Source organism: Methylobacterium sp. W2, assembly GCF_020662345.1.
Classification (GTDB): Bacteria; Pseudomonadota; Alphaproteobacteria; order Rhizobiales; family Beijerinckiaceae; genus Methylobacterium.
The window spans coordinates 69,638-94,073 of the sequence record NZ_VMOA01000013.1; the positions used below are offsets into that span (position 1 = coordinate 69,638).

The 24,436-nt window shown below is 68.3% G+C and carries 23 protein-coding genes; 12 read left to right on the plus strand and 11 right to left on the minus strand.

Going from position 1 to position 24,436, the window contains the following annotated elements; translation table 11 throughout:
- Positions 1 to 101 precede the first annotated feature (101 nt).
- The 7 genes from FPV16_RS09495 to FPV16_RS09525 are packed head-to-tail and all read left to right on the plus strand — an operon-like array spanning position 102 to position 6,529.
- Positions 102 to 1,193, plus strand: a complete 1,092-nt coding sequence (locus tag FPV16_RS09495) for a Nit6803 family nitrilase (protein WP_227438005.1) — start codon at positions 102 to 104, stop codon at positions 1,191 to 1,193.
- Complete coding sequence (locus tag FPV16_RS09500) at positions 1,138 to 2,226, plus strand: MSMEG_0568 family radical SAM protein (protein WP_227438006.1); 1,089 nt, start codon at positions 1,138 to 1,140, stop codon at positions 2,224 to 2,226. Before FPV16_RS09495 ends, FPV16_RS09500 begins: the two co-directional genes overlap by 56 nt.
- An 8-nt stretch (positions 2,227 to 2,234) precedes the next feature.
- Positions 2,235 to 2,780, plus strand: coding sequence for an MSMEG_0567/Sll0786 family nitrogen starvation N-acetyltransferase (locus FPV16_RS09505; RefSeq protein WP_227437958.1), 546 nt, complete (start codon positions 2,235 to 2,237; stop codon positions 2,778 to 2,780).
- Between the two features lie 2 nt (positions 2,781 to 2,782).
- Positions 2,783 to 3,757 (plus strand): sll0787 family AIR synthase-like protein, encoded by a 975-nt coding sequence (locus FPV16_RS09510; protein WP_227437959.1) that lies wholly within the window; start codon positions 2,783 to 2,785, stop codon positions 3,755 to 3,757.
- A gap of 5 nt (positions 3,758 to 3,762) precedes the next feature.
- A complete protein-coding gene (locus FPV16_RS09515; RefSeq protein WP_227437960.1) occupies positions 3,763 to 4,941 on the plus strand; it encodes an MSMEG_0565 family glycosyltransferase in 1,179 nt (392 codons plus the stop codon).
- Positions 4,934 to 5,221 (plus strand): MSMEG_0570 family nitrogen starvation response protein, encoded by a 288-nt coding sequence (locus FPV16_RS09520; RefSeq protein WP_227437961.1) that lies wholly within the window; start codon positions 4,934 to 4,936, stop codon positions 5,219 to 5,221. The genes FPV16_RS09515 and FPV16_RS09520 overlap by 8 nt, the downstream gene beginning before the upstream one ends.
- Before the next feature lie 24 nt (positions 5,222 to 5,245).
- Positions 5,246 to 6,529 carry an MSMEG_0569 family flavin-dependent oxidoreductase gene (locus FPV16_RS09525; RefSeq protein ID WP_227437962.1) on the plus strand — a complete coding sequence of 428 codons (1,284 nt, stop codon included), beginning with the start codon at positions 5,246 to 5,248 and terminating at the stop codon, positions 6,527 to 6,529.
- A gap of 85 nt (positions 6,530 to 6,614) precedes the next feature.
- Here FPV16_RS09525 and FPV16_RS09530 read toward each other — a convergent pair whose 3' ends face one another.
- The 4 genes from FPV16_RS09530 to FPV16_RS09545 all read right to left on the minus strand — a co-directional run bounded on the left by FPV16_RS09530 (position 6,615) and on the right by FPV16_RS09545 (position 11,637).
- Entirely contained in the window at positions 6,615 to 8,870 is a 2,256-nt protein-coding gene (locus FPV16_RS09530) for a xanthine dehydrogenase family protein molybdopterin-binding subunit (RefSeq protein ID WP_227437963.1), read from the minus strand.
- A 14-nt stretch (positions 8,871 to 8,884) separates the two neighbouring features.
- Entirely contained in the window at positions 8,885 to 9,898 is a 1,014-nt protein-coding gene (locus tag FPV16_RS09535) for an FAD binding domain-containing protein (protein WP_227437964.1), read from the minus strand.
- Complete coding sequence (locus tag FPV16_RS09540; RefSeq protein ID WP_227437965.1) at positions 9,895 to 10,413, minus strand: (2Fe-2S)-binding protein; 519 nt, start codon at positions 10,411 to 10,413, stop codon at positions 9,895 to 9,897. The genes FPV16_RS09535 and FPV16_RS09540 overlap by 4 nt, the downstream gene beginning before the upstream one ends.
- Positions 10,414 to 10,671: 258 nt before the next feature.
- Complete coding sequence (locus FPV16_RS09545; protein WP_227437966.1) at positions 10,672 to 11,637, minus strand: GlxA family transcriptional regulator; 966 nt, start codon at positions 11,635 to 11,637, stop codon at positions 10,672 to 10,674.
- A 118-nt stretch (positions 11,638 to 11,755) separates the two neighbouring features.
- Between FPV16_RS09545 and FPV16_RS09550 the strand changes: the two genes are divergently transcribed.
- Positions 11,756 to 12,433: an HD domain-containing protein gene (locus FPV16_RS09550; RefSeq protein WP_227437967.1), complete on the plus strand. Its 678-nt coding sequence runs from the start codon at positions 11,756 to 11,758 to the stop codon at positions 12,431 to 12,433.
- A 301-nt stretch (positions 12,434 to 12,734) separates the two neighbouring features.
- Positions 12,735 to 14,120 (plus strand): dipeptidase, encoded by a 1,386-nt coding sequence (locus FPV16_RS09555; RefSeq protein WP_227437968.1) that lies wholly within the window; start codon positions 12,735 to 12,737, stop codon positions 14,118 to 14,120.
- 286 nt (positions 14,121 to 14,406) lie between these two features.
- Here the strand turns inward: FPV16_RS09555 and FPV16_RS09560 are convergent, their stop codons facing one another.
- The 6 genes from FPV16_RS09560 to FPV16_RS09585 all read right to left on the minus strand — a co-directional run bounded on the left by FPV16_RS09560 (position 14,407) and on the right by FPV16_RS09585 (position 19,602).
- Positions 14,407 to 15,087 carry an AAA family ATPase gene (locus tag FPV16_RS09560; RefSeq protein WP_227437969.1) on the minus strand — a complete coding sequence of 227 codons (681 nt, stop codon included), beginning with the start codon at positions 15,085 to 15,087 and terminating at the stop codon, positions 14,407 to 14,409.
- A 227-nt stretch (positions 15,088 to 15,314) separates the two neighbouring features.
- Positions 15,315 to 15,722 carry a DoxX family protein gene (locus FPV16_RS09565; protein ID WP_227437970.1) on the minus strand — a complete coding sequence of 136 codons (408 nt, stop codon included), beginning with the start codon at positions 15,720 to 15,722 and terminating at the stop codon, positions 15,315 to 15,317.
- A 168-nt stretch (positions 15,723 to 15,890) separates the two neighbouring features.
- Complete coding sequence (cynS, locus tag FPV16_RS09570) at positions 15,891 to 16,379, minus strand: cyanase (RefSeq protein ID WP_056248285.1); 489 nt, start codon at positions 16,377 to 16,379, stop codon at positions 15,891 to 15,893.
- A 46-nt stretch (positions 16,380 to 16,425) separates the two neighbouring features.
- Positions 16,426 to 17,388: an ABC transporter ATP-binding protein gene (locus FPV16_RS09575; RefSeq protein ID WP_227437971.1), complete on the minus strand. Its 963-nt coding sequence runs from the start codon at positions 17,386 to 17,388 to the stop codon at positions 16,426 to 16,428.
- 9 nt (positions 17,389 to 17,397) lie between these two features.
- Entirely contained in the window at positions 17,398 to 18,237 is an 840-nt protein-coding gene (gene ntrB / locus FPV16_RS09580) for a nitrate ABC transporter permease (protein WP_227437972.1), read from the minus strand.
- Positions 18,238 to 18,240: 3 nt separating this feature from the next.
- Positions 18,241 to 19,602, minus strand: coding sequence for a CmpA/NrtA family ABC transporter substrate-binding protein (locus FPV16_RS09585; RefSeq protein WP_227437973.1), 1,362 nt, complete (start codon positions 19,600 to 19,602; stop codon positions 18,241 to 18,243).
- 160 nt (positions 19,603 to 19,762) lie between these two features.
- On the opposite strand from FPV16_RS09585, the gene FPV16_RS09590 reads away from it, so the two are divergent.
- Together FPV16_RS09590 and FPV16_RS09595 are read left to right on the plus strand one after the other, a co-directional pair.
- Positions 19,763 to 21,679 carry a sigma 54-interacting transcriptional regulator gene (locus tag FPV16_RS09590; protein ID WP_227437974.1) on the plus strand — a complete coding sequence of 639 codons (1,917 nt, stop codon included), beginning with the start codon at positions 19,763 to 19,765 and terminating at the stop codon, positions 21,677 to 21,679.
- 138 nt (positions 21,680 to 21,817) lie between these two features.
- A complete protein-coding gene (locus FPV16_RS09595) occupies positions 21,818 to 22,396 on the plus strand; it encodes a PilZ domain-containing protein (RefSeq protein WP_227437975.1) in 579 nt (192 codons plus the stop codon).
- An 8-nt stretch (positions 22,397 to 22,404) separates the two neighbouring features.
- Here FPV16_RS09595 and FPV16_RS09600 read toward each other — a convergent pair whose 3' ends face one another.
- Entirely contained in the window at positions 22,405 to 23,331 is a 927-nt protein-coding gene (locus tag FPV16_RS09600) for a LysR family transcriptional regulator (RefSeq protein WP_227437976.1), read from the minus strand.
- Between the two features lie 129 nt (positions 23,332 to 23,460).
- Here FPV16_RS09600 and FPV16_RS09605 point away from each other — a divergent pair, with 129 nt between their 5' ends.
- A complete protein-coding gene (locus FPV16_RS09605) occupies positions 23,461 to 24,393 on the plus strand; it encodes a ring-cleaving dioxygenase (RefSeq protein ID WP_227437977.1) in 933 nt (310 codons plus the stop codon).
- The last annotated feature ends 43 nt before the right edge of the window (positions 24,394 to 24,436 follow it).

The following is a 24,436-nucleotide window of genomic DNA, read 5'->3' on the forward strand; positions in this document are numbered from 1 at the left end:
GCGGGGAGAGGGGGTGCTGCGCTGAGAGTCCTGCCTGCCGGTCCCTGCGGCGGCATGGCAACCACTGATCCCCAAGGAACGGACCCATGTCCGAATCACGCTTGTCCGAGCCACGCATCGTGCGCGCTGCCGCCGTTCAGATCTCACCCGATCTGGAGCGGCCGGGCGGGACGCTGGAGAGAGTGCTCGCCGCCATCGACGAAGCGGCGGGCAAGGGAGCGCGGTTCATCGTGTTCCCCGAGACCTTCGTGCCGTACTACCCGTACTTCTCCTTCATCGCCCCGCCGGCGGCGCAGGGGCCGGAGCACCTGAGGCTCTACGAGGGCGCGGTGACGGTGCCGGGGCCGGTGACGCAGGCGGTCTCAGCGGCCGCCCGCCGGCACGGCGCGGTGATCGTGCTCGGCATCAACGAGCGTGACCACGGCTCGCTCTACAACGCGCAGCTGATCTTCGACGCCGACGGGACGCTCCTCCTCAAGCGCCGCAAGATCACGCCGACCTATCACGAGCGCATGATCTGGGGGCAGGGCGACGGCGCCGGGCTGAAGGTGGTCGAAACCGCGGTGGGCCGCGTCGGCGCCCTGGCGTGCTGGGAGCATTACAACCCGCTCGCCCGCTACGCCCTGATGGCGCAGCACGAGGAGATCCACGCGGCCCAGTTCCCGGGCTCCATGGTTGGTCAGATCTTCGCCGACCAGATGGAGGTGACGATCCGGCACCATGCGCTGGAGGCGGCCGCCTTCGTCGTCAACGCCACCGGCTGGCTCACCGAGGCGCAGATCGCCACAATCTCTCCCGACGAGCGGATGCGCGGGGCCCTGCGCGGCGGCAATTGCACCGCCATCGTCTCGCCGGAAGGCAAGCACCTCGTCCCGCCGATGACGGAGGGCGAGGGTATCCTCGTCGCCGACATGGACATGGCGCTGGTCACAAAGCGCAAGCGGATGATGGATTCGGTCGGCCATTACGCCCGTCCCGAACTCCTCAGCCTCAACCACGACGCGCGTCCCGCCCGCACGGTGGTGACCACGCCCGTATCGGACATCCCGCATCCCCGGAGCACCGACCATGAGCGACTCTCCGCTGCTGACCTCCCCGGCCGCTTCCTCGCCGGCGCCGTCCCCGGTCTACCAGGGGATGCCGACGGAGCATCTGATCAACGCCCTGCAATCCTACGGAGTCAGGCTGGCTGACACCCGCGCCGGGGTCGCCAGCCGCCGGGGCGGGGCGGGACCCTCCGACCACAAGGCGATGACCATCGCCGGCCGCACGGTGATGGTGCCGGTCCATACGGCGGGCGCCTTCGATTCGCCCTATCTCGTGCGCCGGCCGGATGCCGACGGGTCGAGCGTGATCGAGCATGACGGCACCGTGATCGGCCGGGTGACGTTTCCGGGCAAGCCGCGCTTCTACGGGCTCCAGACCCTCGACGGGGTGCCCTATTCGAAGATCGCGGTGCTGCACGGGCGTGACGTGCTGGCAACGACCGTGCTGCAGACCTGCATCCGCTACCAGAGCCGCACCAAGACCTGCCAGTTCTGCTCCATCGGCCAGTCGCTCGCGGCGGGACGCACCGTCCCCCACAAGACGCCGCAGCAACTCGCCGAGGTGGCCCGCGCCGCCGTTCTCCTCGACGGCGTCAAGCACATGGTGATGACGACGGGCACCCCCAACGCCACCGACAGGGGGGCGGCCGTGCTCTGCGAGAGCGCCTTCGCGGTGAAGGCGGCCGTCGACCTGCCGATCCAGGCCCAATGCGAGCCGCCGGACGACGACCGCTGGTTCGCCCGGCTGAAAGCGTCGGGCGTCGATGCGCTGGGCATGCATCTCGAGGCGGTGACCCCGGAGGTGCGCGCCGCGATCATGCCCGGCAAGGCGAGCGTACCGCTGGAACGCTATTTTGAGGCGTTCGCCGCCGCCGTGCCGATCTTCGGCAAGGGCCAAGTCTCGACCTACATCCTCGCCGGTCTCGGCGACACGGCGGGGGCCATCCTGGCGATGTCCGAGCGCCTCATCGGCATGGGCGTCTACCCCTTCGTGGTGCCGTTCGTGCCGATCTCCGGTACGCCGCTGGAGGACCATCCCGCCCCCTCTCCGGATTTCATGCATTCCGTGCTCCAGCCGCTCGCGGCGATGCTGGCGGGGGCGGGGTTGCGCTCCACCGACATCAAGGCCGGATGCGGCCGCTGCGGCGCCTGCTCGGCGCTCTCGACCTATGAGCGGTGAGCGGAACCATGTTCGAGCCCGTTCCCGCCTACCGGTCGAGCCATTTCCGGATCAAGTTCGCCACCGCGCCCTGGGAGAGGGCCGGCACGGCGTCCCTGCGCCGGCAGGTCTTCTGCGCCGAGCAGGCGATCTTCGAGCCCGATGATCGCGATGCCATCGACGCGGTGGCGATCCCGATCTGTGCCCTCTCGACCCTCGGCGGCGCTCCGGACGCCGTGGTCGGCACCGTGCGCATCCACGAGATCGCCGACCGGCCCGGCGAATGGTGGGGCTCGCGTCTCGCGGTGGCCCGCGACTACCGCCGGGTCGGGGCGCTCGGCGCCGGCCTGATCCATGTGGCGGTGGCCTCGGCGCATGCGCGGGGCTGCACCCGCTTCCTCGCCCATGTGCAGAGCCCCAACGCGCCCCTGTTCCAGGCGCTGCACTGGACGAGCCTCACCGAGGTCGACCTGCACGGCCGCGCCCATCACCTGATGCAGGCCGATCTCACGCATTACCCGCCCATGGCCGACCCGGAGCGCGGCCTCGTCACGCTCCTCCGGCGGGCGGCCTGACCATGACCCTGCCCCCCTCCCTCGCCGAGATCGCGCACGGAATCCGCCATGGGCGCGGCCTCGCCCACAAGCGGGACATCAACGCCGTAATCGGCCGGCTCGGCCTCGGCGGGCACGCCGCCGCCGTGCCGCTCGGCGACGATTGCGCCGCCATTCCCGATGGCGACGGCTACCTGCTCCTGGCCATCGAGGGGTTCATGGACGGGTTCGTGGCCGCCGATCCGTATTTCGCCGGGTTCTGCGGGGTGATGGTCAATGTCAGCGACATCGCCGCCATGGGCGGCCGCCCCCTCGCGGTGGTCGATGCCCTGTGGTGCCGCGACCAGGCCCATGCCGATCCGGTCCTGGCCGGTTTGAGGGCGGGGGCCGAGACCTTCGGCGTGCCGGTTGTCGGCGGGCACAGCAACACCCGCAACGCGGGCGAACACCTCGCCGTCGCCATCCTCGGCCGGGCAAAGCGCCTCCTCACCAGCTTCGACGCCATGCCCGGCGACAGCCTCGTCGCGGCGATCGACCTGCGCGGCGGCTTTCGCGATCCGCACCCCTATTGGGATGCGGCCACCGGCGCCCCGGCGGAGCGCCTCCGCGGTGACGTGGCGATCCTCGCCGGCATCGCCGAGGACGGCCTCGCCAAGGCCGCCAAAGACATCAGCATGGCCGGCCTCGTCGGCACGGCGCTGATGCTGCTCGAATGCTCCCGCGTCGGCGCCGCGATCCGCCTCGACCGCATCCCCCGGCCGGAGGGCGTCGCCCTCACCCGCTGGCTCACCGCCTTCCCGAGCTTCGGCTACCTCCTCAGCGTGCCCCCCTCGAACGTCGAGCCGGTCCTCCGGCGCTTCACGGATCGCGGCATCGCCGCCTCCGTTATCGGCGGCGTCGATGCGGGCCGCATCGCGACGGTGTCGGACGGGACGGAGGAGGCCGTGGTCTGGGACTTCGCCGGGAGCCCCCTCATCGGCTGCGGACAGGAAACGTGACGAGAATGACCGGTCCTCTCCGCATCGCGATCCTCGCGCATTCCACCCATCCGCGCGGCGGGGTGGTCCATGCCCTGGCGCTGGGCGAAGCGCTCGCCGCCCTCGGCCACCGGGCCGTGGTCCATGCGCCGGACCCGTCCGGCAGCGGCTTCTTCCGCAAGGCCTCCTGTCCGGTGATCTCGGTGGCGGCGCGGCCGGTCTCGGGATCGACGGTGGATCTCGTCCGCACCCGCATCGAGGATTACCTGCGCCATTTCGCGTCGCCGGCGGCCTGCGATTACGACGTCTTCCATGCCCAGGACGCGATCAGCGGCAACGCGCTCGCCACCCTCACCCGCCGCCGCCTGATCCCCGGCTTCGTGCGCACAGTCCACCACGTCGACCTCTTCTCCGATCCGCAACTCGCCTACTGGCACGACCGGGCGATCTTCGACGCCACCGCGCTCCTCTGCGTCAGCAGCCTGTGGCAGGGCGCGCTCACGCGGGATTACGGGCTTACCGCCCTCAATGTGGGTAATGGTGTCGATACCGGCGCCTTCGGACCCGAGCCGGGGGAGGGGGACGCCGCCTTGCGTCGCGAGTGGGGCCTCGGCAAGGGGCCGATCCTCCTCAGCGTCGGCGGGTTCGAGGAGCGCAAGAACAGCCTCGCCATCATCGAGGCCTTCGCCCGGCTGAGGCAGGAACGGCCGGATGCGCAGCTCCTCGTCGTCGGCGGCGCCTCGCTCCTCGACCATTCCGGCTACCAGGCCCGCTGCCGCGCGGCCCTCGACCGCAACGGCCTCGATGTCGGCCCCGGCTGTCCGGTGGTGCGGACGGGACCGGTGCCCCAGGCCGCGATGCCGGCCCTCTACCGCCTCGCCGACGCCCTGGTCTTTCCCTCCCTCAGAGAGGGATTCGGCCTCTGCGTGCTCGAGGCGATGGCGAGCGGCACGCCGACCCTCGTCTCCGACCGGGCTCCCTTCACCGAATATCTCACGGCCGCGGAGACGGTGTTCGTCGACCCGGAGGACGAGGGATCGGTCCTCGACGGCATACGCGCCGCCCTCCGGCCTTCCGCCAGGGAGCTTTTGGCCAAAGCGGGCCTCACCGTCGCCGAGGCGCATTCCTGGCGCGCCTGCGCCGAGAAGCATCGGCCGACCTACGCGTCCCTCGCCGCCCGCAGACAGGAGATGTCGGATGCCTGAAATGCACTTTCACGTGCGCTGGCCCGATGGCCGGCGCGAGGCCTGCTACTCGCCCTCCCTCGTGATCAAGGAGCATTTCGGGGTCGGCGAGACCTACGCCGTCGCCGATTTCGTCGCCCGCAGTCGGGCGGCGCTGACCATCGCCAGCCAGCGGGTGGAGGCCCGTTACGGCTTTCCCTGCAGCCTCGCTTTGGGACAGCTCGCCCGGATCGAGGCGCGCGCGACGGCGCTCTCCGCCACGCCCGATGCCTGCGTCACCGTCGAAGCCTTCGAGGAATAGCGGCCCGAGCCGGAAGGACGCCCCATGGACCAGACCCCGACGCCCCCCTCGCACCATTCGGTCATCGTCGTCGGCGGCGGCCAGGCCGGCCTGTCGATGAGCTACCAGCTCCGCCGGCACGGCATCGACCACATCGTGTTCGAGAAAAACACCATCGCCCATGCCTGGAAGACCCAGCGCTGGGACAGCTTCTGCCTGGTGACCCCGAACTGGCAGTGCCAGCTGCCGGGCTTCCCCTATCCGGGTGAGGAGCCCCACGGCTTCATGCCCAGGGACGAGATCGTCGGCTACATTGAGGCCTATGCCCGGCTGATCGAGGCGCCCGTGGTGGAGGGCGTGGCGGTGACCGCGATCCGGCGCAGGCCCGAGGGCGGCTTCACCGTCGCGACGAGCAGGGGCGAACACACCGCCGATCAGGTGGTGATGGCGATCAGCGGCTATCACGTGCCCGCGATCCCGGCCTTCGCCGCACGCCTGCCGGCAGACCTCACGCAGATTCATTCCTCGGCCTACCGCAAGGCCGGCCTGATGCCGGACGGCGCGGTGCTGGTGGTGGGGTCCGGCCAGTCCGGCTGCCAGATCGCCGAGGATCTTCATCTGGCGGGCCGCAAGGTCCATCTCGTGGTAGGCTCGGCCCCGCGCTGCCCACGCGTCCATCGCGGGCGCGACGCCGTCGATTGGCTCGCCGAGATGGGCCAGTACGACCTCGCCGTGGAGGACCACCCGCTCAAGGAGGATGTGCGGCGCAAGGCCAATCACTACCTCACCGGCCGCGATGGTGGCCGCGACATCGACCTGCGCCGCTTCGCCCTGGAAGGCATGAGCCTCCATGGCCGCCTCACGTCCATCGACGGGCCGGTGCTGCGTTTCGCCGACGATCTGGGCCGGAACCTCGACAACGCGGATGCGGTCTATACCGGCATCCAGGGCGCCATCGACAGGCACATCGCCGCCAAGGGCATCGCCGCTCCCGAACAGGCGCATTACACCCCGCTCTGGGCGCCGGGACCATACGAGCCGAGCCTCGATACCAAAGCAGCCGGCATCGGCAGCGTGATCTGGGCGACGGGTTTCCGCGCCGATTTCAGCTTCATCGACGCCCCCGCCTTCGACGGGCGCGGCCTGCCGATCCACAGACGCGGCGTGACCCCGGTGGACGGCCTGTATTTCGTCGGCCTGCCCTGGCTCCACACCTGGGGCTCGGGCCGCTTCTCTGGGATCGCGCGGGATACGGAGCATTTGGCCGAAAGGATCATCGATATGCGCTCAAGCCGATCCGTCCGAGAACCGTTGCCACTGGCGAGCTGAGGTATCGGACATTGCCGTAGACGAACGACCCGGACCATCGCGGATGGCCCGGATCGTTTGATAGACTTTCGTCTCGACTATTCGATCACCCAATGATCTTGTCGATGGTAATTGGCAGGTCGCGGATGCGCTTGCCGGTGGCGTGGAACACTGCGTTGGCGATGGCCGCCGCCGTGCCGACGATGCCGATCTCGCCCAGCCCCTTGACGCCCATCGGATTGGCCTTGTCGTCCTCCTCCACGAAGATCACATCGATGTCGTGGATGTCGGCATTCACCGGCACATGGTACTCGCCGAAATTGTGGTTCATGAACCGGCCGACCGTGTGGTCGAGCATGGATTCTTCCTCCAGCGCCGAGCCGATCCCCATCACCACGCCGCCGAGGATCTGGCTGCGCGCGGTCTTGAGGTTGATGATCCGGCCCGCCGCGATCGCCGAGACGATCCGGGTCAGGCGGACCTGGCCCAACTCCTCGTCGATCTTCACTTCCGCGAACACGGCGGAGTGGGTGTAGGAGGCGAACTCCTTCATGTGGCCCGCATCCGGACCGGCGCTCTCGGTCGCCTCGACCTTGTCGACGCCGGCCGCCTTCATGGCGTCCACCAGCGAGACGCTGCGGGACGGGTCCCCCGCCATCTCGATCCGGCCGCCGGTGAAGACGACGCGCTCGAGATCGACATTGGCCAGCGGCGAGTCGTCCATGGCGCGGGCCATGGCGAAGACGTCCGCCGCGATCTTGCGGCAGGCCTTCATCACCGCCGTGCCGGACGAGGCCGCCGTCCACGAGCCGCCAGCCACGGGCGCCTCGGCGAGGTCGGTGTCGCCAAGCTTCGTCGTCACGTCCTCCATCGGCAGGCCGAGGGTATCGGCGGCGATCTGGGTGAGGATCGTGTAGGTGCCGGTGCCGATATCGCCGGTGGAATTGCCGACCACCAGCTTGCCGTCCGCGGTGAGCGTCGCCTGGGCCGCCGATTTCTGCATCAGCGCTTCCCACACGCCGGTGGCCATGCCCCAGCCGACGAGCTCCTTGCCGTCGCGCATGGAGCGCGGTTCGGGATTGCGCTCCGACCAGCCGAAGCGCTCCGCACCCTGCTCGTAACAGACGCGCAGGGCCTTCGAGCCGAACGGCTTGTCCTCGGTGGGGTCGCGGTCGGTATAGTTCTTGAGTCGCACCGCGATCGGGTCCTGGCCGGTGGCGTAGGCCAGTTCGTCCATGGCGATCTCGAGGGCGAAGACACCCGTCACCGCCCCCGGCGCCCGCATGTCGGCGGGGGTGTAGGTGTCGATCTGCGTCAGCTTGTAGTCGAGGGAGACGTTCTCGCAGGCCCCGTAGAGGATGGCCGACCAGTTGACCACGACCTCCTGGTAATCCTCGAACCGCGAGGTGCCCGACAGGGCATTGTGCTTGATCGACCGGAGCTTGCCCCCCTCGTCCGCGCCGAGGGAGATGGTCTGGCGCACGTCGGGGCGGTAGCCGAAGGTGAACATCTGGTCGCGGGTGAGGGTCACCCGCACCGAGCGTTCCAGCTCGCGCGCGGCCATGACCGCGAGGAAGAGCTGGTATTGCGGACGCAGGCCGAGGCCGAAGCCGCCGCCGAGATACGGGTTGAGCACCCGCACCTTGTCCTTCTCCATCCCGAACACGCCCGCGATATAGCCCTGGCTGTTCGAGACGCCCTGGATCTTGTCGTAGACGGTGATCGCGCCGTCGCCGTCCCAGACCACCGTGGAGGCGTGCGGCTCCATCGGGTTATGGTGCTCCACGGCGAGGGTGTAGTCGCCGCTGAGCTGGATCGGGGCCGAGGCGAAGGCACCGTCGGCATCGCCCCAGGGCTTGGGCGGCGGCTTGATGCCGGCCCGCTTCTTCGGCGGCTCGTAGCCGAATTCGCGCTGGCGCTCGACATCGGTGAGCGGCTCCTCGGCCTCGTAGGAGACCTTCACCAGGGACGCGGCATAGCGGGCGGTGCCGAAATCCTCGGCCACCACCAGGGCTACCGGCTGGCCGCTGTAATGGATCTTGTCGTCGTAGAGGGCGCGGAACGGCGAGCCGGGGGGCGCCACGGCGTCCTGGTAATTGTAAGCGAGCCAAGCCGTGCGCGGCCGGTTCTCGTGGGTGAAGACCTTGAGGACACCGGGCACGGCTTCCGCCGCCGCACTGTCGATGGCGGTGATGCGGCCCTTGGCGATGCCGCCGGAGACGACGTAGCCGTGGGCGAGATCGATGGCGGTGAACTCGCCGGCGTATTTCGCCTGGCCCGTGACCTTAGCGGGGCCGTCGACGCGGCTACGCGCGGTGCCGACGAAGCTGTCCGTGCCGGTGGAGGAGATGCTGTTGGCCATGTCTGGACGGGTCCTCAGGCGATGCGCTTGTCGGATTGCGACTGGGGCGTGCCGGCAGCGGCCTGGGTCAGGCCGCGGATGATGGCGCGCCGGGCGAGTTCGACCTTGAAGCCGTTCTCGGATTGGGGCTTGGCCTCCCGCATCACGATTTCCGCGGCGGCCTCGAAACTCTCGCGGGTGGCGGGCTTGCCCGTGAGGAAGGCCTCGGCCTCGGCATTGCGCCAGGGCTTGTGGGCGACGCCGCCGAGGGCAAAGCGAGCCTCGCCGATCGTGTCCCCGTCGACACGCACCAAGGCGGCCACCGAGACCAGGGCGAAGGCGTAGGAGAGCCTGTCGCGCAGCTTCAGATAGGTGTGGTGGCCGGTAAAATCCTCGTCCGGCAGGTCGACGGAGAGGACGATCTCGTCCGCCTTCAGGGTGGTGTCGTATTGCGGCGTGTCCCCCGGCAGGCGGTGGAACTCGGCGAAGGGGATGCGACGCTCACCGCCCGGCCCGGTGACGCGGACCTCAGCTTCGAGGGCCGCCAGCGCCACGCACATGTCGGACGGGTGGGTGGCGATGCATGTCTCGCTGGTGCCGAAGATGGCGTGGATGCGGTTGACGCCGCCGATCGCCTGACAGCCCGAGCCGGGCTCGCGCTTGTTGCAGGGCGTCGCCTCGTCGTAGAAATAATAGCAGCGGGTGCGCTGGTTGAGGTTGCCGCCGGTGGTGGCGGCATTGCGCAGCTGGCCCGAGGCACCGGCCAGGATCGCGCTCGACAGGAGCGGGTAGCGGCTCTCGACGCGCTCGTCGTAGGCGACGGTGGAATTGGTGACGAGGGCGCCGATGCGTAGGCCCCCCTCATGCTCCTCGATGGCTTCGAGGGGCAGGCGGGTGATGTCGACGAGGCGCTCGGGCCGCTCGACATTGTACTTCATCAGGTCGACGAGGTTGGTGCCGCCGGCGATGAAGCGGGCATTCGCGGTGGAGCCGATGGCTCGCACCGCCTCCTCCACCGTGGTCGGGCGAACATAATCGAAGCGGTTCATCGGGCGGCTCCCGCGTGCATCACGTCTTCGATGGCATCGACGATGTTGGTGTAGGCACCGCAGCGGCAGATGTTGCCGCTCATGGCCTCGCGGATTTCTTCGCGCGACGTGGCGTGACCTTCCGCAATCATCCCGGCGGCCGAGCAGAGCTGGCCAGGGGTGCAGTATCCGCACTGAAAGGCGTCGCGCTCCACGAAAGCGGCCTGGAGCGGGTGCATCGCGCCGTCCTGGCCGCCGTGCTTGGCGAGCCCCTCGACGGTGACGATCTCGGCGCCGTCCTTCATCACGGCGAGCGCAAGGCAGGAATTGATGCGCTTGCCGTCCACCAGCACGGTGCAGGCGCCGCACTGGCCATGGTCGCAGCCCTTCTTGGTGCCGGTGAGGTCGAGATCCTCGCGCAGCAGGTCGAGGAGGGTGGTCCACGGCGCCACCTGAAGCTCACGGACCTCGCCGTTGATGGTCAGGCTGATGCCGATGGTGGCCGGAGCGCCGGGCGATCCGCTGTCGATGAGCATGGGCGTGTCCTGAAAGCTCAGGGGCCGGGCAGGGCACCGGCCGCGTTTCTCGAATGGGCGGAGACGCGAGGGGAAGAAACGTCCACGCCCCGCGCCGCTCCACTCGATAACCGTTCCAATCTGTGCCTGTTCCCCGGTGAGTGGTTTCCACTTGCGGGAAGGAGGCCGGGCGCTCACCGGGGCCTGCTGCCGGATGGGCGCCGATTCAGCTGGACCTGAAAGATCGAGCGGGCGTGCAGGCTCGGTTGTGCCGTCGGCTCAGCGATGCAGATGCCGTCGCCGATACTCCGCAGGCGTCGTCCCGACGCGCCGCATGAAGGCCCGCCGGAGGGTATCGGCGTCGAGGAACCCACAAGCGCTCGCCACCTGCTTGAGAACGATCTCGTCCGTTTCCAGAAGGCGTCGGACAGCCTCGATCCGGACGTTCTCCACGTAGGCGGCCGGTGTCAGTCCTGTCTCGGTCCTGAACAGACGCGCGAAATGGCGCGGACTCATCCCCGCGCGCCCCGCGAGCTTCTCGACCGCGTGATCCTCTGCGGGATGCGCGGCCACCCAGCGCTGCACCTCCTGCAGGGCCGAGCGGCCGGCCGGTGCACTGAGCCCGCGGCGGCTGAACTGCATCTGCCCGCCGCCGCGTCGAAAGAACATCACGAGTTGGCTGGCGACTCGGCGCGCGATCTCCGGGCCGAGATCCTCCTCGACGAGGGCCAGCGCGAGGTCCAGTCCCGCGGTGACCCCGGCCGCCGTCCTCAGCGGGCCGTCGAAGAGGCAGATCGCATCGGCCTCGACCGACGCCTCCGGGTAGCGCGCCGCGAGCACCTCCGCCACGGCCCAATGCGTCGTCACCCTCCGGCCGTCCAGCAGGCCGGCCTGACCGAGCAGGAAGGCCCCGCTGCAGACCGAACCGTAGCGCCGGCACTGCCTCGCAACCGTCACGAGCCAATCCACGAGACCGCCGTCGAGGTCCGTCTCGTGCATGCGCGGCGCTCCGGCGACCAGCAGCGTGTCGAAGCTCATCGGAGCGGAACCGGGAGCCACGAGATCGGCGACGAGGCGCCGTCCCGACGATGTGAGGATCGTATCGGCGCCCGTTCCGACGATGGCGAGATCGTAGACCTCCTCGCCGCTCTGGACGTTGGCCTCGGCGAAGACGTCGAGCGGGCCGGCCACATCGAGCAATTGGACCCCCGGAAGGGCGAGGATGGCGACGGAGCGGGGCGCCATCGAAGCTCCATGGCTGAGGATGCAGGAACGATGGCAGAAAACGCCGTTAGACGACGATTGATGCCAATGATGGAGTCTCGTAGCCCGGTGGGAGGCTCAGCGCAAAGGAAACCCGATCATGAGCATTCCCACCTTGGCCACCGTTCCGGACAGCAAACTGGCCCGTGCCGTCACCGAGTTCGTCCGGGACACCGAAACCGAACTCCTCTTCCATCATTCGAGCCGGGTCTACCAATTCGGCGCCCTGGCCGGCATCCACCGCGGCCTGACCTTCGACCGCGACCTTCTCTATGCGGGAGCAATGTTCCACGATGTCGGCCTGATGCCGGACCACAGCAGCGCGGAAGAGCGCTTCGAGGTCGACGGCGCCAATGCGGCCCGCGACTTCCTGAAGGCGCACGGGGTGCCGGAGGCGGACGTCTATACGGTCTGGACCGCCATCGCGCTGCACACGACGCCCGGCATCCCGGTCCACATGCATCCGGTGGTGGCGCTCGTCACGGCCGGCGTCGAGATGGACGTGCTCGGCCTGACCTACGGAGAATACTCCGACGCCGAGCGTGAGGCGGTGGTATCCGCCTTCCCGCGGACGCCCGACTTCAAGGAGGACATCATCCAGGCCTTCTACGACGGCATCCGACACAAGCCGGATACGACGTTCGGCAACGTCAAGGCGGACGTCATCGCCGACAAGGAACCGAGCTTCCGCAGGGGCAATTTCTGCGCCTTGATCCGCCACTCGCGCTGGTCCACCGGCGCCCATTCCGCAGGATGCGGCTGCGCTCACCACGCGTGAAGCGCGGGCCCTCTCGGCGAGTGGGTACATCCTCGTCCAGCGCCGCGCCCGACGGCTTCATAGCCGTGCGGGACGGTGCGGGCGCAGGGTCGGCGCCCTGGAATCAGATGCCGCCTACGCGCGGCCGAACACGGCTCGATGCCCCCGGAATCACGGTTCCGGGGGCATCGCCCCCTAAACTCTTCCTATCGAACGTCTTTCCGCCGGGTTTGCAGCCCTGAACGGCCATATCCTCGGTTTGCGCCCGCCCATCCCCTCGGCTAACCCTGTCGCCATCCCCCGCTTGCCAGAAAGACGCGCGATGGCCGCCCTCGACCCGGTTCTCAACGACATCGACCGCGACCTCGACAATGCCCTGGAACGGCTGTTCGCCTTCCTGCGGATTCCGTCGATTTCCACCGATCCGGCCTATGCCGGTCATTGCCGCGAGGCGGCGCAGTGGCTCACCGGCACCCTGACGGCGCTCGGCTTCGACACCGCCATCCACGAGACCTCGCTGCATCCGGTGGTGCTGGCGCATGCGCCCAAGCCGGGCAAGCCGCACGTGCTGTTCTACGGCCATTACGACGTGCAGCCGGTGGACCCGCTGAACCTGTGGGAGACGCCGCCCTTCGAGCCGCGCCTATCGCTGAACGCCAAGGGCGAGCAACAGATCGTGGCGCGCGGTGCCTCCGACGACAAGGGTCAGGTGATGACCTTCGTCGAGGCCTGCCGCGCCTTCATCGCCATGGAGGGGGAGTTGCCCTGCGGCGTCACCCTCCTGATCGAGGGCGCCGAGGAGAACGGCTCGCAAGGGCTGCCCGAATGGGTCGCGGCGAACCGCGACAAGCTCGCGGCCGACATCGTCCTCGTCTGCGACACCAGCATGTGGAACTCCGCCACGCCGGCTATCACCACCTCCCTGCGGGGTCTCGCCTATTTCGAGGTGAAGGTGACCTGCGCCGACCGCGACCTGCATTCGGGCTTTTTCGGTGGTGCTGCGCGCAACCCGATCCACGTCCTGTCCAGGATCATCGCCGACCTGCACGACGCGGACGGGAAGGTGACCTTGCCGGGCTTCTACGACGGCGTGCGCGAGACGCCCCCGGAGATCCTGGAGCAGTGGCGCGGGCTCGACTTCACGGCGGACAAATTTCTGGGCCCCATCGGCCTATCGGAGCCGGCCGGCGAGCGCGGGCGCATGCTCATCGAGCTGATCCAGTCGCGCCCGGCCTGCGACGTCAACGGTATCATCGGCGGCTATACCGGCGAGGGCACCAAGACCGTTATCGCGGGAGAGGCCAGCGCCAAGGTCTCGTTCCGTCTCGTGGACGACCAGGACCCGGAACAGCTCGCCAGGACTTTCGAGGCCTTCGTGCGTGAGCGCATTCCGGCAGACTGTTCGGTGGAGGTGATCTGCTACAAGGGCAGCCGCGCCATCAGCCTGCCCTTCGACATGCCCGAACTGGATACCGCGAGGGGTGCGCTCGCCGAGGAATGGGGCGTGCCAGCCGTGACCATCGGCGCGGGCGGCTCGATCCCCATCGTCGGGGACTTCAAGCGGCTCCTCGACCGCAACACGCTCCTCATCGGCTTCGGTCTCGACGACGACCGCATCCATTCGCCCAACGAGAAGTACGATCTCCGGAGCTTCCACAAGGGCACCCGCTCCTGGGCGCGCATCCTGAAGGCGTTCGGGGAGCGCTGAGCAGGGCTTGCGTCCTCAAACCCGAGGCACCGGCAGAGCCTGTTTGAGGTGTTTTTCCAAGGCTTTACCTCATCCTGAGGTGCCGCGTCGCGGCCTCGAAGGAGGCTTCCAGGGATCGCAAGACGACTGGAGGCCTCCTTCGAGGCCTCCGCTACGCTCCGGCGCCTCAGGATGAGGAGGTCTGCTTGGATGATCGACTCTGCCATGAGTATCCGACGCGAGCCGATCAGGCGGGCTTCAAAAAATCAAGGCGACGTAAAGGATCGGTTCTCCGATACGAACCCGCTCAGGATGCTTCCGCGCCCGATCGGCTCATCTTCGCGTCGAGCCAGCCCCACAGGGCGCGGATCTCCTCGGCGGCCCGGCCCCGGGGCGCGTACTCGGTGACGCCGAGGCCGGAGGCCACGGCGTCCTGATGATCCACCCGGTGCACGATGCTGGGTTCGGCCAGCACGCCCAGCGAGCGCAACTGCGCCGCATAGGCATCCGTGCGCGGGGAGGGCGGGGGCGGGCACTGGTTGAGGACGAGGGCGAGCCGGTTCCGCATCCCGAGGCCGACGAGGGTCTGAAGTGTCGGCCTCGCGGCCACGAGGTCGAGCCGCGATGGGCGCACCGGCACGACCACGAGGTCGGCCGTGCGCAGGGCCGGGGCCAGACCCGTGGCGGTGCCGGCGGTGTCGATGACGACAAGGGTGGTTCCGTTCTCCCGGCAGCCTTCCAGGATCTCGGGCATCTGCCCGATCTCCCAGGCCTGGATTCGCTCGACGGTCACTCCGTCCTTCCGGCGCAGGGCGCCCCAGCCGGCCAGCGACCCCTGCGGATCGAGGTCGAAGGCGATCACGCGTTCGCCGTCCTCCGCCGCCGCCACGGACAGGGAGGCGGCGAGGCTGGTCTTGCCGGTGCCGCCCTTCTGCACGGCCACGGCGACGACGCGGATGCGCCGGCCGTCGGCAGGCTCCTCCGTCATCACGCCGTCCCGCCGACGCGCGGCCCCGGGGGTTCGTCAGGCGCCATGCGACCCGCCTCCGTCACCTCGACAACCGGGCATCGGCTGCGACCGGCACGCGCGTGGAGGCGACACGCCCGCCGGCTTCAGGGGACACCGTACGGCAGGGATCGTCTCTGGATCGGACGGAGCGCGGCCCCTCCGGTCAATCCGGCCGGGCATCGCTGGCGGAAGCCCCGAGCCCCGGCTCAGAACCGCCCGCGGCGCTGCGCGTCGAGGCTCCACGGACCCGCGCCGGCAGCGGCGAGGTAGAGAAAGAGGAAGCAGAACAGGATGGCCGCGTCGCCGCCGTTGAGGGCCGGGAACGGGCTCTTGGGCGCATGAGCGATGAAATAGGCGAAGGCCATCTGGCCGGAGAGGATGAACGCCACCGGCCGCGTGAATAGGCCGAGGATGATCAGCGCGCCGCCCACGATCTCGAGGACGGCCGCGAACCAGAAGAGTGTGAACAGCGCCGGTGCCGCCCCGCCGCCCATGCGCACGGGGAACCCGAACAGCTTCTGCGTTCCGTGCTCCAAGAACAGGACGCCGGCGACGATGCGCAGGAGGCTGAGAAGCCGGGGGGCCCAGATGGACGAGATCGCGTTGAGGTTCATGCGGAAACAATCTCCGAGGGGGAGGGCCGTGCGTGCGGCCAAGCCTCCGCAATCAGCACGAAACCCCCTCCGCCGTCGACTCGCCGCGCGTGAGAAAAGTCACCGCGGCCTCCTTCGAAGCCGCGGTGCCGCTACAGTCTAGAACGCTATCGAAGCATGGCTCCAGATTTACGGCTCCTTGAAGCCGTAATCCGGCACACCTTCTTCGTTGTCATAATATTTATACGGCAAAAACTTGCCCGAAAGGTTCATCTTAACCCGGTCGCCCTTGTTGTTTGGCTCCCGTTCCATGGTCATGTTGAAATCGATCGCCGACATGATGCCGTCACCGAAATCCTCTTGAATCAGTTCTTTCCAGGTGGTGCCGTAGACCATCACCAACTCGTAGAACCGGTAGATCAGCGGGTCGGTGGGCGGCATCTGCGGGATCGAGCCGCGATACGGCGCCTCGTTCAGCATCCGCTCTTCGGATTCGGACAGGCCGAACAGCTCCGCCGCCTTCTTGGCCTGGGCCTTCGGCAGCTTCATCTGCCCCATGCAGGCGGCGGTGATGAGGATCGGCGAGAGTCCGCCGATCTCGGCCTGGATGTGCTTCCAGGTCCAGCCCTTCTCGCGCTTGATGTCGAGGAGCTTTTCCGTGAGGTCTTCGCGCTTCATGTGAGGTCTCCGATGAAGGAACGTGGGTGAGAGGCGGCACTCGGGTTTACGAGGCGGCGGGGATGGGGATCGGCTCCGGCTCGTCGGAGCCCGGCCGCACCACCGGTGGGTGGCGCTGGTCGTAGCCGGCGGGCATGGCGTCCCGCAGGGTCTTCGAGCGGCTGACGAGGAAGTCCATCAGGTGATTGCGCAGGGCGTAATAGCCCGGAGCGTGGTGGAGCTCGGCGCGGTCGCGACTCTTCGGCAGCGGGTTCTCGACGATCTCGGCCACCTTGGCCTCGGGGCCGTTGGTCATCAGCACGATGCGGTCGGCGAGGTAGATCGACTCGTCGACGTCGTGGGTAATCATGAAGACGGTCTGGCCGGTCTCGATGCAGATGCGGCGCACTTCGTCCTGAAGGGTGCCCCGCGTGAGCGCGTCGAGGGCCGAGAACGGCTCGTCCATGAGCAGGATCTTGGGCTCGATGGCGAGCGCCCTCGCGATGCCGACGCGCTGCTTCATGCCGCCGGAGAGTTCCGAGGGGCGCTTATGCTCGGAGCCGGCGAGGCCCACCGTGGCGATGGCTTTGCGGGCGCGCTCCTCCACCTCGGCGCGGGAGGCCTTGCGCCAGCGCGAGGAGACCGCATAGGCGACGTTGCCGAGCACCGTGCGCCAGGGCAGCAAGGCATGCCCCTGGAAGATCACCGCGCGGTCGAGGCTCGTTCCCTCGATCGCCTGCCCGTCGACGATGACGACGCCTTCACTCGGCGCCTCCAGCCCGGCCAGGATGTTGAGCACCGTGGTCTTGCCGCAGCCGGAATGGCCGATCATGCAGACGAACTCGCCCCGCCGCATGGGCAGCCACAGGTTCTCGAACACGGTGTTCTGCTTGCCGCCGGGGGCGGGATAGCGCCGGGCGATCCCCTCGATGGAGATGAACTTCTCAGACGACGACATGCGGCTGGTCCCGGCGGCGGGGTCGGGAGCGGCGCTCGCGGAGCGCCGCGCGAAGGGAAGGAGTTGGCTCATGGCGCGGCCTCACTCGGGGAAGGTGACGAGACGCTGCGCGCGCGCCAGCAACTGGTCGAGGATCATGCCCACGAGGCCGATGACCAGGATCGAGACGATCACATTGGTGATCGAGAGGTTGTTCCACTCGTTCCAGACGAAGTAGCCGATGCCGGTTCCGCCCACGAGCATCTCGGCCGCCACGATGACGAGCCAGGCGATGCCGACGGAGATGCGCATGCCGGTGAGGATCGTGGGCGCGGCAGCCGGCAGGATGACTGTGAAAGCACGCCGGATCGGCCCGACCTCCAGGGTCCGGGCCACGTTCAGCCATTCCTTGCGCGTTCCGGCTACGCCGAAGGCGGTGTTGATCAGCATCGGCCAGAGCGAGCAGATGAAGATCACGAAGATCGCCGACAGGCTCGAATCCTTGATCGTGTAGAGGGCGAGCGGCATCCAGGCGAGGGGCGAGACCGGCTTCAGGAGCTGGATGAAGGGGTCGAGCGCCCGGCCCATCAGCGGCGACATGCCGATGAGGAAGCCGATGGGGATGGCCACCAGCACCGCGAGACCGTAGCCGAGCGCCACCCGGCCAATGGAATAGGCGAGCTGGATGCCGAGCCCCTTGTCGTTCGGCCCGCGGTCGTAGAACGGGTCCTTGAGGTGCTTCCAGGCGGTGGCGGCGACGTCGAGGGGCCCCGGCATCGCCGACTTACCGGTGGTGGCGCTCGCACCCATGAGGGCCGCGTATTCCGGGTCCATCGCCTCGGTTTTGGCGATCCCGCCCACCGCCAGCTGCCAGAGCAGCAGGAAGGCGGCGAGGACGGCCAGGGAGACGATGCCGGCCCGGAGCGGGAGGGAAGCCTTCATGGCTCAGCCCGCCCGCTTGATGGCGAAGGAATTCAGGTACTCCTCGGGTTTGGCCGGATCGAAGACCTTGCCCATCACCGAGAAGGATTTCGAGGTGGCTGTCGGCGGGGTGAGGCCGGCCTCCTTCATCAGCCGGGCGGCGTCGGTGGCGAGATAGACCTTCTCGGCCACCGCCTTGTAATCGACATCGCCCTTGATCTGACCCCAGCGCTTCATCTGCGTCATGATCCAGACGGCGAAGGACGACCACGGGAAGGCGTCGAAATCGACGCGGTCCGGCACTTTGCGGACGTTGCCGAGGCCGTCGGCGAAGGTTCCGGTGAGCACCTGCTCCACCACCGTCACCGGCTGGTTGAGGTAGTTGGCCGGAGCGATCTGCGCGGCGATCTCCTTGCGGTTCTCGATCTTCGAGGCATAGACCGTCGCCTCGATAACGGCGCGGAGCAGAGCGGCGTAGGTGTTCGGGGTCTGGGTGACGAAATCCTGCGAGGCCGCGAAGGCGCAGCACGGGTGCCTGTCCCAGATCTCCTTCGACAGGATGTGGATGAAGCCGACGCCGTCATAGACCGCCCGCTGGTTCACCGGGTCGGGGGCGAGAAACCCGTCGATATTGTCGGCGCGCAGGTTGGCGACCATGTCCGGCGGCGGGACGGCGCGGATCTGCACGTCGGTATCGGGGTCGATCCCGGCTTCCGCGAGGTAGTAGCGCAGCAGGTAATTGTGCATCGAATAGTCGAAGGGCACCGCGAGCTTGAAGCCCTTCCAGCTCTTCGGGTCGCGCCTGTCCTTGTGCTTCATCGCCAGGGTGATCGCCTGACCGTTGACGTTCTCCACCGCCGGCATCGTGTAGGGGACGGGGTTCGATCCGACCCCGAGCGAGATCGCGATGGGCATCGGCGCCAGCATGTGGGCGGCGTCGTATTCCTTGTTCAGGGTCTTGTCGCGGATCACGGCCCAGCCGGCGGTCTTCACCACCTCCACGTTCAGCCCCTGCTTCTCGTAGAAGCCCATGGGTTTCGCCATGATGATCGGCGTGGCGCAGGTGATCGGGATGAAGCCGACCTTGAGATCGGTCTTTTCGGGCTTCGCCCCTTGCGCGAAAGCCTCGGCCACGAATTTCGTCGGGAAGAACTGGCTCACGGCGGCCAGCGCCGTCGCCGCGCCGACGCTCCTGAGGAAGGCGCGCCGCTGCGCATCTTCGGGGAACAGGGCCCGCATCACCGCGCCTTCGACGGCCCGCGTGACCGCGGCGTCGCCGGACGGAGCTTCGGCATCGTGCGCAGCTTGATCGCGATGGTTTCCGCAGGAGCAGCTCCCGCGCTTCAAGGTCAGCCGGGCGTTGAACGGATCGTCGAAGAGCGCCATGTCGCGGACCTTTCTGCAGAGACGCCTCCCTCATGGCAAACGCTGTGCCAGCCGTGATGTCAGGGAAAAATACAGCTATAACAATGCCTTAATATCCGAGCGAAGATTACGAAATATCGTCGATTACGGTTTTTCGTGACACGTGTTACGAGATATCGTGATGGAAAGATCAGTCGTGCCGCCCGCCTCGCCCTATGGCCCCGCCTTCGACAGGGCGGCGGAGGCGATGCTGGTGCTCGATCCGGTGGCCGACGAGATCCGCGACGCCAACCCGGCCGCGGCGCGGCTGCTCGGCTACGATCCCGATGTCCTGCGGGGCATGCGCGTCACTGGCCTTCATCCGGATCAGGTGCCGACGCTGATCGTCTTCACCCAGGCCGTTCAGGCGCGAGGACGCGACTGGACTCACGCCCTGTCGCCGAGGCACGCGGAGGGGCATGGTCTCCATGTGGAGTATAGTGGGACGATCCTGCCGGGCGAGCCGGCGCTTCTCCTCGTCAGCCTGTTCGACCTCGACGAGCGCCGCCGCCGCCTCGTGGATACGGAGGCCGATGCGCATATGCGCGCCGGCCTGTCCGAGTGGCAGCGGATGGAGCGGATCTTCCGCGATATCGAGCGCGAGAACCAGCTGATCCTGCGCGCGGCCGGCGAGGGCATCTACGGGGTCAATGCCGAGGGCATCACCACCTTCATCAACCCGGCGGCCGAGCGGATGCTGGGCTGGGACGCGGCCGACCTCGTCGGGCGCGACATGCATGCCACCGTCCATCACAGTCACCCGGATGGCTGCCATTACCCGCACCAGGATTGCCCGATCTACGCCGCCTTCCGCGACGGGGCCGTGCATCAGGTGGATACCGAGGTGTTCTGGCGCCGGGACGGCACGGCGATTTTCGTGGAATACACCTCGACGCCGATCCGCGACCGGGGCCGGCTCCTCGGCGCGGTCATCGTGTTCCGCGACATCAGCCAGCGGCGCGAAGCCGACGAGCGCCTGCGCCAGGCCCTGGCGGAGGTCGATTCCCTGCGCCAGCGCCTGGAGCTCGAGAACGCCTATCTGCGCGAGGAAATTCGCGAGGGCGGGCATCACCAGGGCATCATCGGCCGCTCGCCGGCCATCGAGGCGACCCTTCGGCAGATCGACCTCGTCGCCGGCACCGACGCCACCGTCCTCGTCACCGGCGAATCCGGCACCGGCAAGGAACTCATCGCCCGCGCCATCCACGAGGCGAGCCGGCGTCGTGACCGGCCCCTGATCCGGGTGAATTGCGCGGCGATCCCGCGCGAGCTGTTCGAGAGCGAGTTCTTCGGCCATGCCAGGGGCGCCTTCACCGGCGCCCTGCGCGACCGGGTCGGGCGGTTCGAACTCGCCGATGGCGGCACCCTGTTTCTCGACGAGGTCGGGGAAATCCCCATCGACCTGCAGGGCAAGCTCCTGCGCGTCCTGCAGGAACGGCAATTCGAGCGGGTCGGCGAGGAACGGACCCGCCTCGTCGATGTCCGCCTCGTGGCCGCCACCAACCGCGACCTCAAGGCCGAGGTGAAGCGGGGGCGCTTTCGCGAGGATCTCTATTTCCGCCTCAACGTCTTTCCCATCGCGGCCGTGCCCCTGCGCGAGCGGCCGGAGGATATTCCCCTCATCGCCCAGCACTTCCTCAAGGGCGTGGCCCGACGCCTCGCGATGCCCGACCTGCGGCTCACGGAAGGCGATGTCCGCCGCCTTGTGCGCTACGACTGGCCCGGCAATGTCCGCGAGCTGGAGAACATCGTCGAGCGGGCGGCGATCCTCGCCGTGCGCGGGCGGCTGCGGTTCGACCTGCCCGAGGCCGAGAGCATAGGTCCCGTCGAGGGGCGGCGCCCGCAGGGCGAGGTCTCAGCCGGCGCCACCCCCGCCACCGAAGCCGAGCGAAGGACGCGCGACCGGGCCGACATCTCGGCCGCCCTCGCCTTGAGCAAGGGCCGCGTCTTCGGGGCCGGAGGGGCGGCCGAACTGCTGGGCGTGAAGCCGACGACGCTCGCCTCCCGCATCAAAGTGCATGGCCTGACGGGGGTCGGCCGGCCCGGCGGCAAGGCCTGATCCAATCCGTCGAACGCGCTCTACGTGTAATGGCCGAGGGCCGGGTTGTTGATGCAGGATATTGAATCGAATTTTCTCGATCGTGAGAGCTTCGCCTGAAGGTTTGCCGGCATAGGAAGGCTCAGCACAACAAGGACCATGATGAGCGACAGGCGGTCGGAGGCGCGATACAAGGTCATCCTGCCGGCTCTCTGCTGGGGGCGGCATCGGCCAAATTTCTATGCGATCACCGACGATCTTTCCTCGGACGGAATTCGCTTCAAGTCTTCCATCGTTCCCGCCGTCGATGAACGACTGACCTGCAGTATCCGCCATGCCGGATCCGTCGAGGCCATCGTCGTGCGAACGGAGGCGTCAGCCTTCGCCATCCGTGTGCTTAGTGCGGACCATCCCCTCGGCCTCGTGGTCCAGAGCCTCCTCAGCCACGCCAGATCGCAGAATCCGCCGCCCCTGGTGACGCGCACCTTTCCGCGGATCGTGCCGGAGAGTCAGGACGTGCTGGTCACCACCGAGGCCGGATCGATGCGGCCGGGCCGCGTCATCAACATCTCGGCATCGGGCGTGGCCGTCTCCATGGAAGAGCCCCTCGACGTCGGCACGCTGATCGTCATCGGCAGCACCAGGGCCAAGGTCGCCCGCCGCTTCGACAACGGCATCGGCGCGGCCTTCCTGTCGCCGCTCCACGAAGACGCGGTCGGCCCGCATGTGGTGCTCTGAGCGCGGCCTCACGCCTGTGCGGAGGGGCCGTTCGACCAGGGTGCCGCCGCGAACCGGGCCGCCAGGAAGGCGATGAGCGCGAGGACACGGGCCGGGCGCGGGTCCCCCGGCGGCGTGACCAGATGCAGGGCGATGGGCGGCAGCTCCCATCCATGCAGCACCCGTTCGAGCCGCCCCGCCCGAAGATCCTCCCAGACCATGAAATCCGGCTGGACGGCGAGGCCGAGTCCGGCGCGAAGGGCGGGGGTGAGGGCGTCGGCATTGTTGGCGCGCATCGGCCCGGCGGGGACGATCGCCGCCTCCTCGCCCTCCCGGCTGGTGAAGATCCAGCGGTCCGGGCTCGGCAGATAGGCGTAGCCGAGGCAGGCATGGCGAGCGAGGTCGCGCGGATGCTCCGGTCGGCCATGCCGGTCGAGATAATCCGGCGTGGCCACCAGCGCGCGGTTCACCAGGCAGAGGCGCCGCGCCCGCAGGGAGGAATCGGCGAGCGCGGCGATGCGCAGCCCGATATCGAAGCCCCCGCCCACGAGATCGACGAGGGCATCGCTGAGATGGAGATCCACCGAGACTTCCGGGTACTGGCTCAGGAAATCCGGAAGGATCGGGGCGACGTGGAGGATTCCGAACGACATGGGGGCGGCGAGCCTCACCATGCCGCGCGGAACCGATGACGAGGCGGTGGCCTGCGCCTCCGCCGCCTCGCCCTCCGCGAGGATGCGCGCGGCCCCCTCCCGCGCCGCATGGCCAAGTTCCGTGAGGGCGATCTTGCGCGAGGTCCGATGGAACAGGCGACCGCCGATCCGGGCTTCGAGGCGGGTGATCGCCTTCGAGACCGTGGCCTTGGACAGGCCGAGTTCGTCCGCCGTCCGCCCGAACGCACCCGTCTCGGCGACTTTGGCGAAGATCGCCCAGGCTTCGAAATCCGGCAGTTTCATCGGCGCGTTTCCAGAAACGATAGGTTTCCATCGTTTCTGTTTTCATGCGGCATGCCAAGCCCCAGATTGTCGTCATCACGAAGCGGCGCGGTGGTCATCCACCGGCCAGCGCGTCCGGGAGACACGATCATGTCCACTAACGGCCTGCACCACGTCACCGCCTATGCCGGCGACATCCAGCGCAACCTCGATTTCTACCGGCGCGTCCTCGGCCTGCGCCTGGTCAAAAAGACCGTCAATTTCGACGATCCCTCGACCTATCACCTTTACTACGGTGACGAGGCCGGCCGCCCCGGCACGATCCTGACCTTCTTTCCCGTCGCCCATGCCGCGCGGGGGCGGATCGGGATCGGTGAGACGCAGGAGACCGCCTTCCGCGTTCCCCGCGCCTCCATCGGCTGGTGGACACACCGGCTGATCGAGAAGGGCGTCGACCACGACGCCCTGGTCCAGCTCTTCGGCGAGCCGGTTCTGCGCCTGCGCGATCCCGACGGGATGGTGCTGGCCCTGGTCGGGGTCGACGAGGCCGCCGAGGCAGCGCCTGCCTGGACCGGGGCCGAGGTTCCGGCCGAACACGCCATCCGGGGCTTCCACGGCGTGACCCTGCTCCTCAACGAGGCGGAGCCGACGGCGCGGATCCTCACCGGGGTGTTCGGCTTCTCCGAGGCCGGCCGCGACGGGGCCATGATCCGCTACGCCAATGGCGGCACTCTCGGCGGGTTCGTCACCCTCCGGGCGGTGGGCGAGTTCCTGCGCGGCCGGCCCGGTGCGGGCTCGGTCCATCACATCGCCTTCCGGGCGAAGGACGATGCCGAGCAGGCGTCCATGGTGGCCGATCTCAGCGGCACCCACGGCCTCCAGGTGACCGAGCAGCGGGACCGCGCCTATTTCCGCTCGGTCTACTTCCGGGAGCCCGGCGGCGTGCTGTTCGAGATCGCCACCGACATCCCGGGCTTTGCCGTCGACGAGCCGGCCGAGGCCCTGGGTGAGGCGCTCAAGCTCCCCGCCTTCCTCGAAGCGCACCGCGCGCGGATCGAGGAGGTTCTCCCCACCATCGCCTGACAAGGCCGCCCCTCCGCGAGGAGGGGCGGTTCCCACGCACTCT

Coding starts and splice junctions, on each gene's coding strand:
- FPV16_RS09500 (WP_227438006.1), top strand. CDS start 1,138: ATGCCGACGGAGCATCTGATCAACGCCCTGCAATCCTACGGAGTCAGG.
- FPV16_RS09505 (WP_227437958.1), top strand. CDS start 2,235: ATGTTCGAGCCCGTTCCCGCCTACCGGTCGAGCCATTTCCGGATCAAG.
- FPV16_RS09510 (WP_227437959.1), top strand. CDS start 2,783: ATGACCCTGCCCCCCTCCCTCGCCGAGATCGCGCACGGAATCCGCCAT.
- FPV16_RS09515 (WP_227437960.1), top strand. CDS start 3,763: ATGACCGGTCCTCTCCGCATCGCGATCCTCGCGCATTCCACCCATCCG.
- FPV16_RS09520 (WP_227437961.1), top strand. CDS start 4,934: ATGCCTGAAATGCACTTTCACGTGCGCTGGCCCGATGGCCGGCGCGAG.
- FPV16_RS09525 (WP_227437962.1), top strand. CDS start 5,246: ATGGACCAGACCCCGACGCCCCCCTCGCACCATTCGGTCATCGTCGTC.
- FPV16_RS09530 (WP_227437963.1), bottom strand. CDS start 8,870: ATGGCCAACAGCATCTCCTCCACCGGCACGGACAGCTTCGTCGGCACC.
- FPV16_RS09535 (WP_227437964.1), bottom strand. CDS start 9,898: ATGAACCGCTTCGATTATGTTCGCCCGACCACGGTGGAGGAGGCGGTG.
- FPV16_RS09540 (WP_227437965.1), bottom strand. CDS start 10,413: ATGCTCATCGACAGCGGATCGCCCGGCGCTCCGGCCACCATCGGCATC.
- FPV16_RS09545 (WP_227437966.1), bottom strand. CDS start 11,637: ATGGCGCCCCGCTCCGTCGCCATCCTCGCCCTTCCGGGGGTCCAATTG.
- FPV16_RS09550 (WP_227437967.1), top strand. CDS start 11,756: ATGAGCATTCCCACCTTGGCCACCGTTCCGGACAGCAAACTGGCCCGT.
- FPV16_RS09555 (WP_227437968.1), top strand. CDS start 12,735: ATGGCCGCCCTCGACCCGGTTCTCAACGACATCGACCGCGACCTCGAC.
- FPV16_RS09560 (WP_227437969.1), bottom strand. CDS start 15,087: ATGACGGAGGAGCCTGCCGACGGCCGGCGCATCCGCGTCGTCGCCGTG.
- FPV16_RS09565 (WP_227437970.1), bottom strand. CDS start 15,722: ATGAACCTCAACGCGATCTCGTCCATCTGGGCCCCCCGGCTTCTCAGC.
- cynS (WP_056248285.1), bottom strand. CDS start 16,379: ATGAAGCGCGAAGACCTCACGGAAAAGCTCCTCGACATCAAGCGCGAG.
- FPV16_RS09575 (WP_227437971.1), bottom strand. CDS start 17,388: ATGAGCCAACTCCTTCCCTTCGCGCGGCGCTCCGCGAGCGCCGCTCCC.
- ntrB (WP_227437972.1), bottom strand. CDS start 18,237: ATGAAGGCTTCCCTCCCGCTCCGGGCCGGCATCGTCTCCCTGGCCGTC.
- FPV16_RS09585 (WP_227437973.1), bottom strand. CDS start 19,602: ATGGCGCTCTTCGACGATCCGTTCAACGCCCGGCTGACCTTGAAGCGC.
- FPV16_RS09590 (WP_227437974.1), top strand. CDS start 19,763: ATGGAAAGATCAGTCGTGCCGCCCGCCTCGCCCTATGGCCCCGCCTTC.
- FPV16_RS09595 (WP_227437975.1), top strand. CDS start 21,818: ATGATGAGCGACAGGCGGTCGGAGGCGCGATACAAGGTCATCCTGCCG.
- FPV16_RS09600 (WP_227437976.1), bottom strand. CDS start 23,331: ATGAAACTGCCGGATTTCGAAGCCTGGGCGATCTTCGCCAAAGTCGCC.
- FPV16_RS09605 (WP_227437977.1), top strand. CDS start 23,461: ATGTCCACTAACGGCCTGCACCACGTCACCGCCTATGCCGGCGACATC.